14 protein-coding genes are annotated in these 17,155 nt (G+C 72.0%); 6 read left to right on the top strand and 8 right to left on the bottom strand.

The features are described from left to right. Nucleotides 1–38: 38 nt before the first annotated feature. Both folC and ACYVLT_RS10910 read right to left on the bottom strand, forming a co-directional pair. Nucleotides 39–1,403 carry a bifunctional tetrahydrofolate synthase/dihydrofolate synthase gene (gene folC, locus ACYVLT_RS10905; protein WP_461120001.1) on the bottom strand — a complete coding sequence of 455 codons (1,365 nt, stop codon included), beginning with the start codon at nucleotides 1,401–1,403 and terminating at the stop codon, nucleotides 39–41. Next, nucleotides 1,400–4,036, bottom strand: coding sequence for a valine--tRNA ligase (locus tag ACYVLT_RS10910; protein WP_461120002.1), 2,637 nt, complete (start codon nucleotides 4,034–4,036; stop codon nucleotides 1,400–1,402). The genes folC and ACYVLT_RS10910 overlap by 4 nt, the downstream gene beginning before the upstream one ends. Nucleotides 4,037–4,158: 122 nt before the next feature. Between ACYVLT_RS10910 and ACYVLT_RS10915 the strand changes: the two genes are divergently transcribed. Together ACYVLT_RS10915 and ACYVLT_RS10920 are read left to right on the top strand one after the other, a co-directional pair. After that, nucleotides 4,159–5,082, top strand: coding sequence for a hypothetical protein (locus ACYVLT_RS10915; protein ID WP_461120003.1), 924 nt, complete (start codon nucleotides 4,159–4,161; stop codon nucleotides 5,080–5,082). A 247-nt stretch (nucleotides 5,083–5,329) separates the two neighbouring features. Further along, nucleotides 5,330–7,624 (top strand): FdhF/YdeP family oxidoreductase, encoded by a 2,295-nt coding sequence (locus ACYVLT_RS10920; protein ID WP_461120004.1) that lies wholly within the window; start codon nucleotides 5,330–5,332, stop codon nucleotides 7,622–7,624. Between the two features lie 4 nt (nucleotides 7,625–7,628). Here ACYVLT_RS10920 and ACYVLT_RS10925 read toward each other — a convergent pair whose 3' ends face one another. Then, a complete protein-coding gene (locus ACYVLT_RS10925; protein WP_461120005.1) occupies nucleotides 7,629–7,829 on the bottom strand; it encodes a hypothetical protein in 201 nt (66 codons plus the stop codon). A 9-nt stretch (nucleotides 7,830–7,838) separates the two neighbouring features. Then, a complete protein-coding gene (locus tag ACYVLT_RS10930; protein WP_461120006.1) occupies nucleotides 7,839–8,408 on the bottom strand; it encodes an ArsR/SmtB family transcription factor in 570 nt (189 codons plus the stop codon). A 109-nt stretch (nucleotides 8,409–8,517) separates the two neighbouring features. Here ACYVLT_RS10930 and ACYVLT_RS10935 point away from each other — a divergent pair, with 109 nt between their 5' ends. Further along, on the top strand, nucleotides 8,518–8,994 hold the full coding sequence (locus ACYVLT_RS10935; RefSeq protein ID WP_461120007.1) for a hypothetical protein: 477 nt from the start codon (nucleotides 8,518–8,520) through the stop codon (nucleotides 8,992–8,994). On the opposite strand, the gene ACYVLT_RS10940 is transcribed toward ACYVLT_RS10935, so the two are convergent. Genes ACYVLT_RS10940 through ACYVLT_RS10955 form a run of 4 tightly spaced genes read right to left on the bottom strand, consistent with a single transcriptional unit; the run spans nucleotide 8,969 to nucleotide 14,161 of the window. Next, nucleotides 8,969–11,212 (bottom strand): tetratricopeptide repeat protein, encoded by a 2,244-nt coding sequence (locus ACYVLT_RS10940; protein WP_461120008.1) that lies wholly within the window; start codon nucleotides 11,210–11,212, stop codon nucleotides 8,969–8,971. The two genes, ACYVLT_RS10935 and ACYVLT_RS10940, sit on opposite strands and share 26 nt — an antisense overlap. A gap of 4 nt (nucleotides 11,213–11,216) precedes the next feature. Further along, the gene (locus ACYVLT_RS10945; protein ID WP_461120009.1) at nucleotides 11,217–12,737 is read right to left on the bottom strand and encodes a phytoene desaturase family protein; all 1,521 of its coding nucleotides are present in this window, start codon (nucleotides 12,735–12,737) and stop codon (nucleotides 11,217–11,219) included. 9 nt (nucleotides 12,738–12,746) lie between these two features. Beyond that, complete coding sequence (locus ACYVLT_RS10950) at nucleotides 12,747–12,854, bottom strand: MFS transporter small subunit (protein WP_461120010.1); 108 nt, start codon at nucleotides 12,852–12,854, stop codon at nucleotides 12,747–12,749. Continuing rightward, the gene (locus tag ACYVLT_RS10955) at nucleotides 12,851–14,161 is read right to left on the bottom strand and encodes an OFA family MFS transporter (RefSeq protein WP_461120011.1); all 1,311 of its coding nucleotides are present in this window, start codon (nucleotides 14,159–14,161) and stop codon (nucleotides 12,851–12,853) included. The genes ACYVLT_RS10950 and ACYVLT_RS10955 overlap by 4 nt, the downstream gene beginning before the upstream one ends. A 67-nt stretch (nucleotides 14,162–14,228) precedes the next feature. On the opposite strand from ACYVLT_RS10955, the gene fdhD reads away from it, so the two are divergent. From fdhD to ACYVLT_RS10970, 3 genes are read left to right on the top strand one after another with little or no spacing between them, the layout of a single operon-like run. Beyond that, nucleotides 14,229–15,053, top strand: coding sequence for a formate dehydrogenase accessory sulfurtransferase FdhD (gene fdhD, locus ACYVLT_RS10960; protein ID WP_461120012.1), 825 nt, complete (start codon nucleotides 14,229–14,231; stop codon nucleotides 15,051–15,053). Beyond that, nucleotides 15,050–16,216 (top strand): CaiB/BaiF CoA transferase family protein, encoded by a 1,167-nt coding sequence (locus ACYVLT_RS10965; RefSeq protein ID WP_461120013.1) that lies wholly within the window; start codon nucleotides 15,050–15,052, stop codon nucleotides 16,214–16,216. Before fdhD ends, ACYVLT_RS10965 begins: the two co-directional genes overlap by 4 nt. 57 nt (nucleotides 16,217–16,273) lie before the next feature. Continuing rightward, nucleotides 16,274–17,137, top strand: coding sequence for an alpha/beta hydrolase (locus tag ACYVLT_RS10970; RefSeq protein ID WP_461120014.1), 864 nt, complete (start codon nucleotides 16,274–16,276; stop codon nucleotides 17,135–17,137). Nucleotides 17,138–17,155: the final 18 nt, after the last annotated feature.

Below are 17,155 nucleotides of genomic sequence, written 5' to 3' on the forward strand. Positions count from 1 at the left end.
CTTCGGTGCGGGGACGTCCTTGGGCTCCGGGGTGGAGGTCACGAGGGCTCCTTGCCGAACAGCGCCCGCGCGTCGCCCGCCGTGACGACCGAGCCGGTCACCACGACGCCGCCGCCGGACACGATGTCGCCGTCGTCGCTCTCCTCGGCCAGCCGCACGGCCTCCTCGATCGCGTCGTCCAGGTGCGGCCGCACGACCATCCGGTCCTCGCCGAAGATCGGGATCGCGACGCCGGCCAGCAGGTCGGGGTCCATCGCCCGGGGCGAGGAGTTGGCGGTCAGCACGACCTCCTGCACGACCGGTTCGAGGGCGCTGAGGATGCCGACGGCGTCCTTCTCCTGCATCACGCCGACGACGGCGACCAGCTTGCGGAAGCCGAACTCCTCGTCCAGAGCCTTGGCCAGCGCCTCCGCGCCGTGCGGGTTGTGCGCGGCGTCCACCAGCACGGTGGGCGCGGTGCGGACGCGTTCCAGCCTGCCGGGCGAGGTGGCGGTGGCGAACGCCTCGCGCACGGCGTCGATGTCGAGCCGCCGGTCGGCGCCGGCGCCGAAGAACGCCTCGACGGCGGCCAGCGCCAGCGCCGCGTTCGCCGCCTGGTGGGCGCCGTGCAGCGGCAGGAACACCTCTTCGTACTCGCCGGCGAGGCCTTGCAGCCGCAGCATCTGGCCGCCGACGGCGATGTCGCGCTGGATCACGCCGAACTCGGACCCGAGCCGCGCGACGGTGGCGTCCACCTCGGCGCACCGCCGCAGCAGCACCTGCTCCGCCACGGTGTCCTGCTTGGCCAGCAGCGCGACCGCGCCGGGCTTGATGATCCCGGCCTTCTCCGCCGCGATCCCGGCCAGGTCGTCGCCGAGGTACTCGACGTGGTCGAGCCCGATGGGCGTGATCACGGCGATCCGGCCGTCGGCGATGTTCGTCGCGTCCCACGACCCGCCCATGCCGACCTCGATCACGCCGACGTCCACCGGCGCGTCGGCGAACGCGGCGAACGCCATGCCGGTGAGCACCTCGAACTTGCTCATCGGCACGTCACCGCGCGCGTCCACGATCGACAGGTACGGCTCGATGTCGCGGTAGATCTCGACGTACCGCTCGGGGCTGATGGGTGCGCCGTCGACGCTGATCCGCTCGGTCGCCAGCTGCAGGTGCGGGCTGGTGTAGCGACCGGTGCGCAGGCCGATCCGGGTGAGCAGGGCGTCGATCATCCGCGACGTGGACGTCTTGCCGTTCGTGCCGCCGACGTGCACCACGGGGTAGGTGCCCTGCGGGTCGCCGAGGATGTCGGCCAGCGCCCGGATCCGGTCCAGGCTCGGTTCGATCCTGGTCTCGGGCCAGCGGGTGTTCAGCTCCGACTCGACCTGCCGCAGCTCCTCCAGCGCGCCCGTCTCGAACCCGGTCACGAGTTGTCCTGCGGCAGGGTCTCCAGGCGGGCGTGGATGCGGTCGATCTCGGCGTTGGCCGCCGCCAGCCTGGACTGGATCTTGGCCACGACGTCGGCGGGCGCCTTGTCCAGGAACGCGGCGTTGCCGAGCTTGCCCTCGCACTGGGCGCGTTCCTTCTCGGCCACGGCGAGGTCCTTGGCCAGCCGCTTGCGCTCGGCGACGACGTCGACCGCGCCGGACAGGTCCAGTTCGACCTTGACGGTGCCGGCGGGCAGGCCGACGTCCAGCGAGACGCCGGCCGTGAAGTCCTCGCCGGGTTCGGTCATCCGGGTCAGCGACCGCACCGCGGGCACCTGGTCGAGCAGGTCGACGCAGCAGGCGCCGCGGACCTTGCCCGCGACCTTCTGGCCGGGCTTGAGGCCTTGGTCGGAGCGGAACCGGCGGATCTCGGTGACCAGCTTCTTCAGGCCCTCGATCCGGGTGGCGGCGACCTCGTCGCGCGGGACGCCGGTCGGCTCGGGCCAGTCCGCGACCACCAGCGACTCGCCGCCGGTCAACGTGGTCCACAGGGTCTCGGTGATGAACGGCGTCAGCGGGTGCAGCAGTCGCAGCACGACGTCGAGGACGTGGCCGAGCACGGACTGGGTGGCCTCGGCGCGCGTGCCGCCCTCGGCGAGCTGGACCTTGGCCAGCTCCAGGTACCAGTCGCAGAACTCGTCCCAGGTGAAGTGGTAGAGCGCTTCGCTGAGCTTGGCGAACTGGAAGGCCTCGAAGTGGCCGTCGACCTCGGTGACGAGCCCGTCGAGCAGGTCGAGGATCCAGCGGTCGGCGTCGGTCAGCTCCTCGCGCGGCGGGAGCGGGCGTTCGACGGTGGCGCCGTTGCCCAGCGCGAACCGGGAGGCGTTCCACAGCTTGGTGGTGAAGTTGCGCGCGCCCGCGGCCCACTCGTCGGCCAGTGCCATGTCGGAGCCGGGGTTGGTGCTGCGCAGGAGGGTGAACCGGGTGGCGTCGGCGCCGTAGGCGTCCATCCAGTCGATGGGGTCGATGCCGTTGCCGCGCGACTTCGACATCTTCTTGCCGTGCTGGTCGCGGATGAGGCCGTGCAGGAACACGTGGTCGAACGGCTGCTTGCCGTCCATCGCGTACAGGCCGAACATCATCATCCGGACGACCCAGAAGAACAGGATGTCGTAGCCGGTGGACAGGACGCTGGTCGGGTAGAACTTGGCCAGGTCGGCGGTCTGCGTGGGCCAGCCGAGCGTGGAGAACGGCCACAGGCCGGACGAGAACCACGTGTCGAGCACGTCCTCGTCCTGCACCCAGCCCTCGCCGGGCGGCTCGTCGTCGGGGCCGACGCACATCACCTTGTCGTTGGGGCCGTACCAGACGGGGATGCGGTGGCCCCACCACAGCTGCCGGGAGATGCACCAGTCGTTGAGGTTCTCGACCCAGTCGAAGTAGCGCTTGGCCAGCTCCGGCGGGTGGATGGTGGTGCGGCCGTCGCGGACGGCGGCGGAGGCGGCCTCGGCGAGCGGGGCGACCTTGACCCACCACTGCATGGACAGGCGCGGCTCGATGACGGTGTCGCAGCGCGAGCAGTGGCCGACGGAGTGCTTGTACGGGCGCTTCTCGGCCACGATGCGGCCTTGTTCGCGCAGGGCGGCGACGACGGCGGGGCGTGCCTCGAAGCGGTCCATGTCCTGGAACGGGCCGTGCGCGGTGATCACGCCCCGGCCGTCCATGACGGTGAGGGCGGGCAGGTCGTGGCGCCGGCCGATCTCGAAGTCGTTGGGGTCGTGCGCGGGGGTGACCTTGACCGCGCCGGTGCCGAACTCGGGGTCGACGTGCTCGTCGGCGACGACGGGCACGTACCGGCCGGTGAGGGGCACTTCGACCTCGGTGCCGATGAGGTGCTGGTAGCGCTCGTCGTCGGGGTGGACGGCGATGGCGGTGTCGCCGAGCATCGTCTCGGCGCGCGTGGTGGCGACGACGATGGAGTTGTCGCCGGAGCCGTAGCGGATGGAGACGAGTTCGCCGTCGTCCTCGGAGTGGTCGACCTCGATGTCGGACAGGGCGGTCTGGCAGCGCGGGCACCAGTTGATGATGCGTTCGGCGCGGTAGATCAGGCCGTCGTCGTAGAGCTTCTTGAAGATGGTCTGGACGGCGTGGGACAGGCCCTCGTCCATGGTGAAGCGGACGCGGGTCCAGTCGACGCCGTCGCCGAGGCGGCGCATCTGGCCGAGGATCCGGCCGCCGACCTCCTCGCGCCACTCCCAGACGCGTTCGACGAACTTCTCGCGGCCGACGTCGTGGCGGGACTTGCCCTCGCCGGCGAGGGCGCGTTCGACGGCGGTCTGGGTGGCGATGCCCGCGTGGTCGGTGCCGGGCAGCCACAGCACCTCGTAGCCCTGCATGCGGCGGCGGCGGGTGAGCGCGTCCATGATGCTGTGGTTCAGCGCGTGGCCCATGTGCAGGCTGCCGTTGACGTTGGGCGGCGGGAGCACGATGGAGAACGGCGGCTTGTCGCTGGTCGCGTCGGCCGTGAAGTAACCGCGCTCGACCCACCGCTCGTACAGCCCGGCCTCTACCTCGGCCGGGTTCCAGGCCGGCGGGAGTTCGGAGCGCTGCGGTGCGGTGGGGGTCTCAGTCACGGTCGAAGTCTACGGAGGCGCGGGTATCGACTTCTAACCAGATACCTGCTAGCGCGATCGGCGGGTGGCGCCGGTCCCGTATCGACTTCTCGGCCGGGAGCTGGTAACGCCTTGGGTGGCGGTTGGCGAGCGGGGGGAACGTGGACGAGTACCGGATCGAGGACCACCCGGACCTGCGGGACGCGGGGTGGGCGCGGGACGCCGTGCGGCGGGCCGAGCGGGAGGCGCGGGTGCGTCGGCTGCGGTCGTTGCCGCGGCGGCCGCGGCGGCGGTTCTGGGTCGGCTTGGCGATCGTGGTGGCGGCGGTGCTGCTGGGGTGGGCGGTGGTCGAGTCGGGGTCGGGTGCGCCCGCGGGGCAGGGGGTGCGGCCGGTCGACCTGGACGAGCCGTTCGCGGGCACGTCGGCGGCGGCGTGGGCCGACGGCGAGGCGGGGGTGGTGGTGCCGGAGGCGGGTCCGGTGGGTTCGTACTCGGCGGACCAGGTCGCGGGCGCCTACCAGCGGGTTCGTGCGGCGGTGGTCGCGGCGCGGTTGGACCGGCGGGTGGTGCGCGACCACGACCTGGAGCCGTTCTTCGGGTTGTTCGCACCGGACCTGCGCGAGTCGTTGCGGGTGTTGTTCGACGGTCGCAACGACGGTGAGGCGGCGTTGGTGGTGACGCGGGTGGACAAGGGCGTGCGGCTGGCGGAGGTGGAGCCGAAGGTGCGCGGCGAGATGGTGGCCGAGGTGGGGCCGGAGGGCGAGTTGGCGGTGCGGACGGATTACACGTTCGCCTACGCGTTCGCGCCGGAGCGGCCGGACGAGGTGCGTGGGCCGTTGGACGTGGTGGCGTTGTCGCGGTTCCAGGTGCGGTACTCGTTGCGCACGGGTGGTCCCGGGGTGGACGGGCTGTGGGCGGACGCGTCGGTGGGCTCGCTGCACTCGATCGGGTGTTCGAGTGCGAAGCGCGGCTACCTGGCGCCCGCTTTCACCGAGCCGTCGCTGCCACCGGGCCTGGACTTCGATCTGAGCGCACCGTCGTCGCCAGCCGACGGTTGCCCGGATTGAGGTCACCCGTTCGGACGATTCGCGGCACAGTGGCGCCGATCACAATTGATGGTGATCACCGGAATACGCGCAGGTGAGGGCGCCGGATTCACGGGCCGTTGCAACCCCTTGGGGCCCGTGACAGCGGTCCCGCGCCGTCCTGGCGCGACCGGCGGTCGGACAGACCGCCGGCGTGCTCGCGCGGGGTGCGCCGGCGGTACACCACCGGTCCGCTCGCGCGGTGGCACGGCGGCCGCACAATAGGGGCATGGACCGCAACCCGCCCCGGCAGGACATCGACGAGTCACGGCTCGACGTGAGCGAACCGAAGCGGTGGGCGGCGGGCCTGCCCGGCGTCGCGGTGTCGCTGCGACGCGGTGTCGAGCAGATGGGTGTCGCCCGCACCGCGAGCACGTTGCGGCTGCTCAACCAGCGGGAGGGGTTCGACTGCCCCGGTTGCGCGTGGCCGGAGCCGCAGGGGCACCGCAGGCTGGCCGAGTTCTGCGAGAACGGCGCGAAGGCGGTGGCCGAGGAGGCGACCCGGCGGCGCGTCGGTCCGGAGTTCTTCGCCGCGCACCCGATCGCCGAGCTCGCCGGGAAGACCGACTACTGGCTGGGTCAGCAGGGCCGGATCACCGAGCCGGTGGTACTGCGCGAGGGCGCCACGCACTACGAGCCGATCGAGTGGCACGACGCGTTCTCGTTGGTCGCCTCGCACCTCACCGGCCTGGCGAGCCCGGACGAGGCCGTGTTCTACACCTCGGGTCGCACCAGCAACGAGGCCGCGTTCCTGTACCAGCTGCTGGTCCGCTCGTTCGGCACGAACAACCTGCCGGACTGCTCGAACATGTGCCACGAGTCGTCCGGCGCGGCGCTGTCGGAGACGACCGGCATCGGCAAGGGCTCGGTGGGCATCGACGACTTCGCCCGCGCCGACCTGATCGTGGTGGTGGGTCAGAACCCGGGCACGAACCACCCGCGGATGCTGTCGGCGTTGGAGGAGGCCAAGCGCGGCGGCGCGCGGATCGTGGCGGTGAACCCGTTGCCGGAGGCCGGGTTGCTGCGGTTCAAGAACCCGCAGAACGCGCGGGGGCTGGTGGGCGCGGGCACGAAGCTCGCCGACGAGTTCCTGCAGATCCGGCTGGGCGGCGACCAGGCGTTGTTCCAGGCGGCGGGCAACCTGCTGCTGTCGTGGGACGCGGTGGACACCGAGTTCGTCGAGGGCTTCACCGACGGGTTCGCCGAGTACGCCGACCACGTGCGGCGGCTGGACTGGGACTCGGTCGACGCGGCGACCGGTCTGCCGCGCGCGCAGGTGGAGCTGTTCGCCCGGATGCTGGCCGAGTCGCGGCGGACGATCTTCTGCTGGGCCATGGGGTTGACCCAGCACAAGCACTCCGTGCCGACGATCCGCGAGATCGCGAACGTGGCGCTGCTGCGCGGCATGATCGGCAAGCCCGGCGCGGGCCTGTGCCCGGTGCGCGGCCACTCGAACGTCCAGGGCGACCGGACCATGGGCATCTGGGAGAAGATGCCGGAGAGGTTCCTGTCCGCGCTGGAGTCGGAGTTCGGCATCGACGTGCCGCGCCGGCACGGGTTCGACACGGTGGCGTCGATCCGGGCCATGCGCGACGGCGCGGCGAAGGTGTTCTTCGCCGTGGGCGGCAACTTCGTGGCGGCCACCCCGGACACGGCGGTGACCGAGGCGGCCATGCGGAAGCTGGACCTGACCGTGCACGTGTCGACCAAGCTCAACCGGTCGCACGTGGTGCACGGGCGGACCGCGTTGATCCTGCCCACGCTGGGCCGCACGGAGAGCGACCTCCAGCACACCGGTGAGCAGTTCGTCACGGTCGAGGACTCGATGTCGGTGGTGCACCGCTCACGGGGACGGCTGGCGCCCGCGAGCGACCGGCTGCTGTCGGAGGTGTCGATCGTGTGCCGGTTGGCGCGCGCCGTGCTCGGGCCCGCGCACCCGGTGCCGTGGGAGGAGTTCGAGAAGGACTACGACCTGATCAGGGATCGGATCGCGCGGGTCGTGCCGGGCTGCGACGACTACAACGCGCGGGTGCGCCGGCCGGACGGTTTCGTGCTGCCGCACGCGCCGCGCGACGCCCGCGAGTTCACCGGCACCCGGTCGGGCAAGGCGCACTTCTCGGCGAACGACCTGACCGTGCTGCGGGTGCCGCCGGGGCGGCTGCTGTTGCAGACCATGCGCAGCCACGACCAGTACAACACCACGATCTACGGCCTGGACGACCGCTACCGGGGTGTGAAGGACGGGCGCCGGGTGGTGTTCGTCAGCCCCGAGGACCTCGACGCGCTCGACCTGCTCGACGGGCAGCACGTGGACCTGGTCAGCGAGTGGCCGGACGACCCGACGGGCGTGACCGAGCGGCGTGCCGAGCGGTTCCGGGTGGTGGCCTACCCGACGGCGCGCGGCTGCGCGGCGGCGTACTTCCCGGAGGCGAACTCGTTGGTGCCGCTGGACTCCACGGCCACCGTGTCGGGCACGCCCACGTCCAAGTCGATCGTGGTGCGGCTGGAGAAGCTCGACGCCTGAGCGGTCAGCCCGTCGCCCGACGCCAGGAGAACCCGACACTGGCGACCAGCACCCGCTGGTCCCGCACCACCCGCCAGTCGAGCCGGAACCGACCCGACAGCGAGCGCAAACGCTTGCTCCCGACCAGCCTGCGACCTTCGGCGGCGTGCTGGTCGTCCTGCATGCGCTGCATCGCCACGGCGAGCAGCAGGTCGTCGTGCGGCATGGTTTCCCCCTAGTCGCGGCGCGGTGCCACGGTGGTCGCCAGGAAGTAGCGCACCGGACGTGCGCCCTCCGGGCGGTTCTCCTCGTTCTCCAGCCGGCCGGCGTAGGGCTTGAACAGCTCCGCGATCTTCTCGTGCACCTCGGCGGCCTCCTCGGCAGTGAGGAACTCGATCGTGGCGAAGGTGCCCATCACCTTGCGCCACTCGATCGACTCGCGGTCCTTGGTGCGGAAGCGCTCGCGGATCGAGGAGAACTCCTTCTCCAGGAACGCGTCGCCCGCGGCCTCGGCGGCCAGCGCCGTCTCGTCGTCCATCTCGATGGACGACCAGCTCTGGTCGGCGCGCACCAACCGCCAGGGCTTCTGCCTGCCCTTGCCGGGCACCTCGGCCACGAACCCGTACTGCGCCAGCATGTTCAGGTGGTACGAGCAGCTGGCGACGCTCTCGCGCAGCACCTCGGCGCACTGGGTCGCGGTGCTCGGGCCGTAGCTGCCCAGGACTTCGATCAGCTTCCAGCGCAGCGGGTGCGCCAACGCGCGGAGCGTCTTGGGATCTTTGATCAGCTCTCGCTCGTCGGCCACGTGACCAGGCTAGCCATATCAAGGTTCCTTTAGCAAGACTCCTTTAGCAAGGTTGCTTGATATATGGGCCGGTAACGCCGGCGACCGTTCGGGCGAACCAACGCACGTGATGAGGACCGTGCTCCCCGCCGTGGCCCTGCTCGCGCTCGCCGCGTGCACGAGCGCGCCGACGAGCACGCCGACCACCGAGCAGGCGCCGTCACCGACCCCGACCGACTCGGCGGGCGTGAACTGCGAGGACGCGCCCGAGGACGTGGTCGGCGCGGCGCTGGAGCTGCGGCTCAACCACCCGCGCCAGACGATCACCGACAACGTCGTGCGCTGCACCTACGACGGCGGCACGACCGAGGTCCGGTTCGAGACCGGCGCGGACGCCGCGTCGTTCGCCGAGGGCCGCCGGGAGCACGCGCAGGTGACCGACCTGCCCGGCTTCCACGACGAGGGCTACCGCGCCACCGCCGTCACCGGCGAGGTCGTCCGCACCGCCGTCGTCGCCCGCGCGGGCACGGTCGAGATCACCGTGACGTCCGGCGCGCACGCCGACCGGGCCCAGCGGCTGATCAACGACCTCTTCGCCGCCCTCTGAACCACTTCCGGCTCGCGGTCCGCTCGGCCTCGATCTCCCGAACGGAGTCACGGGCCGCCTCGGCGAGGACGGGGTCGTTGGTGTCGGCCAACAGCTCGGCCGCCCGCCGCAGGTGCTCGACGGCCTCGTCCCCGCTGCCGAGGGACCAGTGCGTCAGCCCGATGTTGTACCGCGCGATGCCTTCGCCGTGCGCGTCGCCGATCTCCCGGGAGACCGCCAGGTCCTGCTCGAAGTAGCCCAGCGACTCGGCGATCCGACCGGAGCGGCGCAGCATCCCGCCGATGTTGCCCAGCGCGTGCCCCTCGGACACGCGGTTCCCTGTTTCCCGGTACATCGCGAGCGCGGCCAGGTAGTGGCCTTCGGCCAGGTCCAGCCGCCCGAGGCTGTCCCAGGCGATGCCGAGGCCGTTGAGGCAGTCGCCCTCGCCGTCCGGGTCGCCCGCCTGCCTGCGCAGGTCCAGGGCGCGCCGGTAGAACCCGACCGCCCGCTCGTACTCGGCGTTGTCGTTGTGGACCTTGCCCAGGTTGGACAGGCAGCGGGCCTCGCCGTCCCGGTCGCCCGCGGCCCGGTACGCGTCGGCGCCCAGCTCCAGGTGCCGGATCGCCTCGGTGACGCGGCCGGTCATGGCGTAGGTCGAGGCGATGTTGTTGAGCGAGTGGGCCTGGTCCCGCAGCGACCCGAGTTCGCGGAACAACGTCAGCGCCGCCTCGAAGTGGGGCAGCGCCTCGTCGAACCGCCGCAGCCGGTGGTGCGCGCTGCCCAGGCCGTTGAGGACCTTGCCCTGGCCGGCGAGGTCGCCGAGCGCCCGCGCCGAGGTCAGGGCGAGCAGGTCGACCGGGATCCACTCCGGCGGCCGGCGCAGGTTGAAGTACCGGAACGCGGCCTCTCCCGTGTCCCTGACCTGCTCGTGCCACCCGTTGCGGGCGGCCAGTTCCAGCACCGGCAGGAGGTTGTGAGACTCGCCGTCGAACCACGCCAGCGCCCCGAGCCGGTCGGGGAACACCTCCCCTCGCGCCGCATTGGGATCGAGGTGGCTGCGCACCCCTTTGACGTGCGACACGTAGTGCTCCACGAGCACACGCTCCGCCGCCAGCCGGGTGCCCGGGTCGTCCACCGCCGCGCACCGCTCGGCCGCGTAGATCCGCAGCAGGTCGTGGAACCGGTACTCGTCGGCCACCACGCCGCTCTGGAGCAGGTGCGCCCGGCGCAACCGGACCAGCAGCGCCCCGGCCTCGGCGGGTGTGACGCCGGCCAGCGCGGCGGCGGTCGCGACCGTCACCGTTCGACCGGGGTGCAGCGCGGCCAGTCGGAACATCCGCGCCTGGTCCGCGGGTAATCGGGTGTAGGAGGCGTTGAACGCCGTGCGCACGTCGACCGAGTCGTCGTACGCCAGCTCGCCCAACCGGTCGTGCGCCGCCGTGATCGTCTCGGCGAACCGGGTCAGGTCCTCGCCGCGCCGGTCGGCCACCACCTCGGCCACGATGCGCAACGCCAGCGGCAGGAACCCGCACGACTCGGCCAACGCACCCGCCGCCACCGGATCGGTGGTGATCCGGTCGTCGCCCGGGTCGACCGACCGGACCGCGTCCTCCAGCACCGCCACGGCCTCCGCCGCGCTCAACACGTCCAGCTCGATCCGCCGCGCCCCGGGCACGGGCAGGTTGTCCCGGCTGGTCAGCACCAACCGGTGCGCCTGCCCGGCGGGTCGCAGCGGCAGCACCTGGTCGGCCGACGACGCGTTGTCCACGACCACCAGCACCGGCGGACGTGCCGCGAGCTGCGACCGGTACAGCGCCTGCCGGTCGCCCCGGCCCTCCGGGATCGCCTCGCCGGGGACGCCCAGGGCGCGCAGCAACGACGCCAGCGCGTCGTCCGCCTCCAGCCGCTGCTCGTCGTTGTACCCCTGGGCGTCCACGAACAGCACGCCGCCGGGGAACCACCCGGCGTCCACCGCCACGTGCGCGGCCCGGATCACCAGCGCCGACTTGCCCACCCCGGCCAGGCCCGCCACCGCCAGCGCGGTCCGCTCGCCGCCGGGCGACAGGAAGTCGCGCAGCACGGCCAACTCCGCGGCACGGCCCACGAAACCCTCGTCCACCGGCAACGACGCCGGCGTCACCGGCTCGGCGGCCCGCACCACGGTGAGCGAGTCGACCCGCCCGATCTGGAGCACCGGGCCGAACACCGTGCCGCTGATCTCGTTGTGGACGTCGCTCACGACGTCACCGCTCCAGCACGGCCATCGCCGCGTTGTGACCGCCGATCCCGCTCACCCCGCCACCACGCCGGGCGCCCGCGCCGCACACGAACAGGTTCGCCACGTCGGTCTCCACGCCCCACCGGCCGACCTCGTCCTCGCCCTCCGCGAACGGCCAGGCCAGCTCGTCGTGGAAGATGTTGCCGCGCGGCAGCCCCAGCTCCGCCTCCAGGTCCAGCGGCGTGCGGGCCTCCAGGCACGGCTCGCCGTTCGCGTCCTTGGCCAGGCACGACTCGATCGGCTCGTCCAGGTAGGCGTTCAGCCCGGTCAGGTAACGGCCGACCAGCTCGTCGCGCAACCCGTCGTTGTCCTGCTCGAACAACGCCGCCGGCGTGTGCAGCCCGAACAACGTCAACGTGTGCCAGCCGCGTTCGACCAGCTCCGGTGCGAGGATCGACGGGTCGGTCAACGTGTGGCAGTACATCTCCGCCGGCAGCACCGACGGCACCCGCCCGGCCGCGCTCTCCCGGTACGCCGCCTCCAGCTGCCCGTACGACTCGTCCAGGTGCAACGTCCCGGCGAACGCCACCCGCGGGTCCACGCCGCCGCGCAGCCGCGGCAGCCGTTCCAGCACCATGTTCACCTTCATCTGGCAGCCGTCGGCCACCGCGCCGCCCGACCGGCCGCGCAACCGGTCCAGAGTGGACGGCGCGACCCCGGACAGCACGAACTTCGCGCCCACCGTGCGGCCGTCGTACTCGACCTCGGCCGTGACGCCGTCCGCGTCCACCCTGGTCACCTCGACGCCGGTGACGATCTCGGCTCCCGCCTCGCGCGCCACGCGCAGCAGTTCGCCGGTCACCGCGCCCATCCCGCCGACGGGCACCTGCCACTCACCCGTGCCGTTGCCGATCACGTGGTAGAGGAAGCACCGGTTGGCCTTCAGGTCGTGCAACGACGTGTGCGTGCCGATCAACCCGTCCGTCGCGACGACACCGCGCACCACGTCGTTCGTGAACAACTCCTCCAGCGTCTCGCCCAACGGGCGTTCCACGACCTGGTCCCACAGCCGCATCCGGGCCACCGCGTCGACCCGCAGCCGGGCGTGCTCCCGGGACAGCAGGGGCTCCAGCAGCGTCGGCGACAACGCCTCGGCCAGCACCTCCAGGTCGTCGTACCAGCGATGCCAGCGCTCCCACTCCGCGTCCGAGCCGGTCAGCGCCCGGAACGAGGCCGCGGTCGCCTCGCCCGGCGCGCGCTCCACCAGCAGGTCACCCGCCGGTGTGTAGGACGACGTCGACCGCGACCGCAACGCCACCCCCAGCCCGAGGTCCGCGACGATCTTGTCCGGCAGCAGGCTGACCAGGTACGAGTAGCGCGACAGCCGCGCCGGCACGCCCGCGAACGGCTCCTCGCTCACCGCCGCGCCACCGACGTGGTCGAGCTTCTCCAGCACCAGCACCGTGCGGCCCGCCCGTGCCAGGTAGGCGGCCGCCACCAGCGCGTTGTGCCCGCCGCCGACCACCACCACGTCGTAGGTATCCACGCGGCGACTCTAGCCAGTGAACAACGCCGTCACCTTGCGGATCAGCTCGACCAGCCCGTAGGCCAGCGGCACGCCCACCCACAGCCACGCGAACACGACCAACCACCGCCCGCTCATCGGACCGCACCCTCCACTTCCGGCTCGTGGTACTTCGCCGCGACCGGCCGCACCAGCTCGTTCGCCACGAACCCGACCACCAGCAGCGCGATCATGATGAACAGCGACGCCGTGTACAGGTCGGGCCCGGCCTTCCCGGCCGCCTTCTGGCCGTCCGCGATCGCGTTGACGATCAGCGGCCCCAGCACGCCCGCCAACGACCACGCGGTCAGCAGCCGACCGTGGATCGCGCCGACCTGGTAGGTGCCGAACAGGTCCTTCAGGTACGCCGGGATGGTGGCGAACCCGCCGCCGTAGAACGACAGGATCAGCATCGCGCACACCACGAACAGCGGCTTGGACGCATTGCCCGCCAACGCCAGCACCAGGTACGTCACCGCGCCGGCGCCCAGGTACAGCCGGTAGACGTTCCTGCGCCCCACCAGGTCCGATGTGGACGACCACACGATCCGGCCCACCATGTTCGCCAGCGACAGCAGCGCCACGAACCCGGCGGCGGCGCCCGCGGCGACCGGTGCCGAGGTCTCGGCGAAGAAGTCCCGGATCATCGGCGACGCCTTCTCCAGGATCCCGATGCCCGCGGTCACGTTGAAGCACAGCACCACCCACAGGCACCAGAACTGGGGCGTCCGCAGGGCGTTGCGCGCGGAGACGTTGACCGCCGATCGCACCACCTTCCGCTCCTCGACCTCCGCGGGCACCCGCACCAGCAGCACGCCGACCGACATGAAGACCGCGTACACGATGCCGTGCACCAGGAACGTCCGCGCGATGCCGCCGCTGTCCCGGCCGAACGACTCCAGCATCTGCGCCGACCACGGCGAGGCGATCAACGCGCCGCCGCCGAACCCCATGATCGCGATGCCGGTCGCCATGCCCGGCCGGTCCGGGAACCACTTGATCAACGTGGAGACCGGTGAGATGTACCCGATGCCGAGCCCGATGCCGCCGACGAACCCGTACCCCAGCACGACCAGCCAGTACTGCTGCGTCCACGCGCCGAGCGCCGAGATCAGGAAGCCGGACGAGAAGCACGTCGCGGACACGAACATGGCCCACCGCGGACCGTTGCGCTCCACCAGAGTGCCGCCGAACGCCGCCGACAGGCCCAGCATCACGATCCCGAGCTGGAACGGCAGCGCGCTCTGCGTCCCGGTGAGGTCCAGCGCGCCCTCCAACGGCGGCTTGAACACGCTCCACGCGTACGCCTGACCGATCGCCAGGTGCACCGACAACGCCGCCGGCGGGATCAACCAGCGGTTCCAGCCCGGTGGGGCGATCGTCCGAGAGCGGTCCAGGAAACCCACTGCCCGACACCTCCGTAACCTGGTGAGTGGCTTGCGAAAAAACTTAGCCAAGAGAAGGAGTTCCCCGATGGGGCGAGTCACCGTGCGTCGCCCAGTGGTCACTTACACGCGACGAACGTCCCGGAAGCGGATCGACTCCCTGGCCGCCGAGGAGCCGTTGGAACTCCGCGTGGGCGGCAAGGCACTGACCGTGACCATGCGCACCCCCGGTCACGACGTGGAGCTGGCCCACGGCTTCCTGCTCGGCGAAGGCGTCATCGGCGGCCTGGCGGACATCGCCGTGGCCCGGTTCTGCGAGGGCACCGGCCCGGACGGCCTGAACACCTACAACGTGCTCGACCTCACCCTCGCCGACGGCGTCGCGCCGCCCGAGGCGGGCGTGGAGCGCAACTTCTACACCACCTCCTCCTGCGGCGTCTGCGGCAAGGCCGCGCTGGACGCGGTGAAGCTGAAGACCCGCTTCTCCCCCGCCGGCGACCGGTCCGAGGTGGACGTGGACGTGCTCTCGGCCCTGCCGGACGCGCTGCGCGAACGCCAGAAGGTGTTCACCTCCACCGGCGGCCTGCACGCGGCCGGCCTGTTCACCACCTCCGGCGAGGCACTGGTCGTGCGCGAGGACGTCGGCCGGCACAACGCGGTGGACAAGGTGCTGGGCTGGGCGCTGCTGCACGACCGGATCCCGCTCGCCGGGACGGTGCTCATGGTCTCCGGCCGGGCGTCCTTCGAGCTGGTGCAGAAGGCCGCCATGGCGGGCGTGCCGGTGCTGGCCGCCGTGTCCGCGCCGTCGTCGCTGGCCGCCGACCTGGCCGAGGAGCAGGGCGTGACCCTGGTCGGCTTCCTGCGCGGCGACTCGATGAACGTCTACACCGGCCACGACCGGGTCGTCGCGTGAGACCGCTGGACGGCGTCCTCGTCGTCAGCCTCGAACAAGCCGTCGCCGTGCCCTACGCCACCCGCCTGCTCGCCGACCTCGGCGCGCGGGTCGTCAAGGTCGAGCGCCCCGACGGCGGCGACTTCGCCCGCCACTACGACACCGCCTGCGGCTCGGTGTCGTCCTACTTCGCCTGGGTCAACGCCGGCAAGCAGTCCCTGACGCTGGACCTGAAGCACCCGGCCGCCCCGGAGATCGTGAACCGGCTCGTCGCCACCGCCGACGTGGTCCTGTGCAACCTCTCGCCCGACGCCGCGCGTCGACTCGACGTGGACGCTTCCTCACTCCGGCAGGTGAAACCCGACCTGGTGATCGGTGAACTGTCCGGTTACGGCGACACCGGCCCGTACGCGTCCCGCAAGGCGTTCGACGCGCTGGTCCAGTCCGAGACCGGGCTGATCGAGCTGACCGGGCAGGACGAGGTCACCGCGCGGGCCGGCATCTCCGTCGCCGACATCGCCGCGGGCGTGCAGCTGCAGTCCGCCGTCCTGGCCGCCCTCCTGCACCGGTCCCGCACCGGTGAGGGCGCCACCCTGCGCCTGTCGCTGTTCGACGCGATGGCCGAGTGGATGCACCAACCCATGCTGTACGCGGCGGGCACCGGCCGGGCCGCACCGCGCACGGGCGCGCACCACCCCAGCATCGCCCCCTACGGCCCGTTCCCGTGCTCGGACGGCGCGGTCCACCTGGCCGTGCAGAACGACCCCCAGTGGCGCCGGCTGTGCCGGGTCCTCGGCCGGCCCGACCTCGCCGACGACCCCCGCTTCACCACCGTCACCTCCCGCGTGACCCACCGCGCCGCCCTGCACGCCGAACTGGACTTCACCGCCTGGACCGCCGCCGACCTGCTGGACGCGCTGGACCGCGCCGACGTCCCCGCCGCCCGCACCCGGAGCGTCGCCGACCTCCCGGACCACCCCCAGGTCACCGCCCGCGGCCGCACGGCCACCGTGCCCGTGCCCGCCGGCGGGATCACGGTGCTGCGCCCACCGGTCGACTCCTCCGCGTGGGAATGGGTACCCGAGGCGGTACCGGCTCTCGGCGAGCACACCGAGCACGTCCTGCACGGGCTCGGCTACTCGGCGGAACAGGTCGCCGCCCTTCGGGCGCAGTCGGCGATCTGAGGCAACGCACGGCCCTCCCGCGACGACATGTCGACGAGTGGGTCGACGGGAGAGAACATGGCCAACAGGCGGACGGTGCTCACCGCGCTGGCCGGCGGCGCGCTGGCGACCGCGGGCATCGCGGCGGCGTACCACGGCGACGCGCCGCTCGGCGAGGCGCTGCGGCACGCGGTGGGTGTGGCGGGCCCCGTGCCCGCGGTGAGGCGCGCCGTGGTCCGGGTCGACCGCGTGCACTCCCGGTACCGGGGCCGCGAGGTCGACCTGCTCACCATGGTCCCGCCGGGCGTGCCCACCCGTGGCCTGCCCATGTCGATCCTGCTGCACGGCCGCTACGGCACGGCCCGCCTGGCCTCGGTCGCCGGCATGGAGGAAGTCCTCGTGGCGGCCGTGAGCCGCGGTCAGGTACCGCCGTTCGGCTTCGTCGCGGTCGACGGTGGCGACCACTACTGGCACGAGAACGTCCCCGGCGACGACCCCATGGCGATGCTGCTCGAAGAGGTGCCCCGCTGGCTGGCCGAACGCGGCTACGGCGAGCCGTTCGCCTGCACGGGTGTGTCCATGGGCGGCTTCGGCGCGCTGCTCTACGCACGCAGGCGGCACGAACGCCGTGAGTCGACCAGGGCCGTCGCCGCCATCGCGCCCGCCTTGCTCACCGACTGGACCGAGATGGCCAAGCGGAACGCGTTCGCGAGCCCCGAGCAGTGGGCGTCACTCGATCCGCTGAAGAACATGGACAAGCTCGGCCCCACCCCGATCGGCGTCTGGGTCGGCGACCGGGACCACTTCATCACCGGCACCCGCCGGTTCATCGCGGGTACCAAGCCCGCCGTGGCGTCCGTCCTCCCCGGCGGCCACGACGACGGCCTCTACCGCAAGGTGGTGCCCGACGTCATCCGGTTCCTCGGCAAACGCGTCCCCTGACCTGCACGGACCCCACAC

Source organism: Saccharothrix stipae (genome assembly GCF_054781895.1).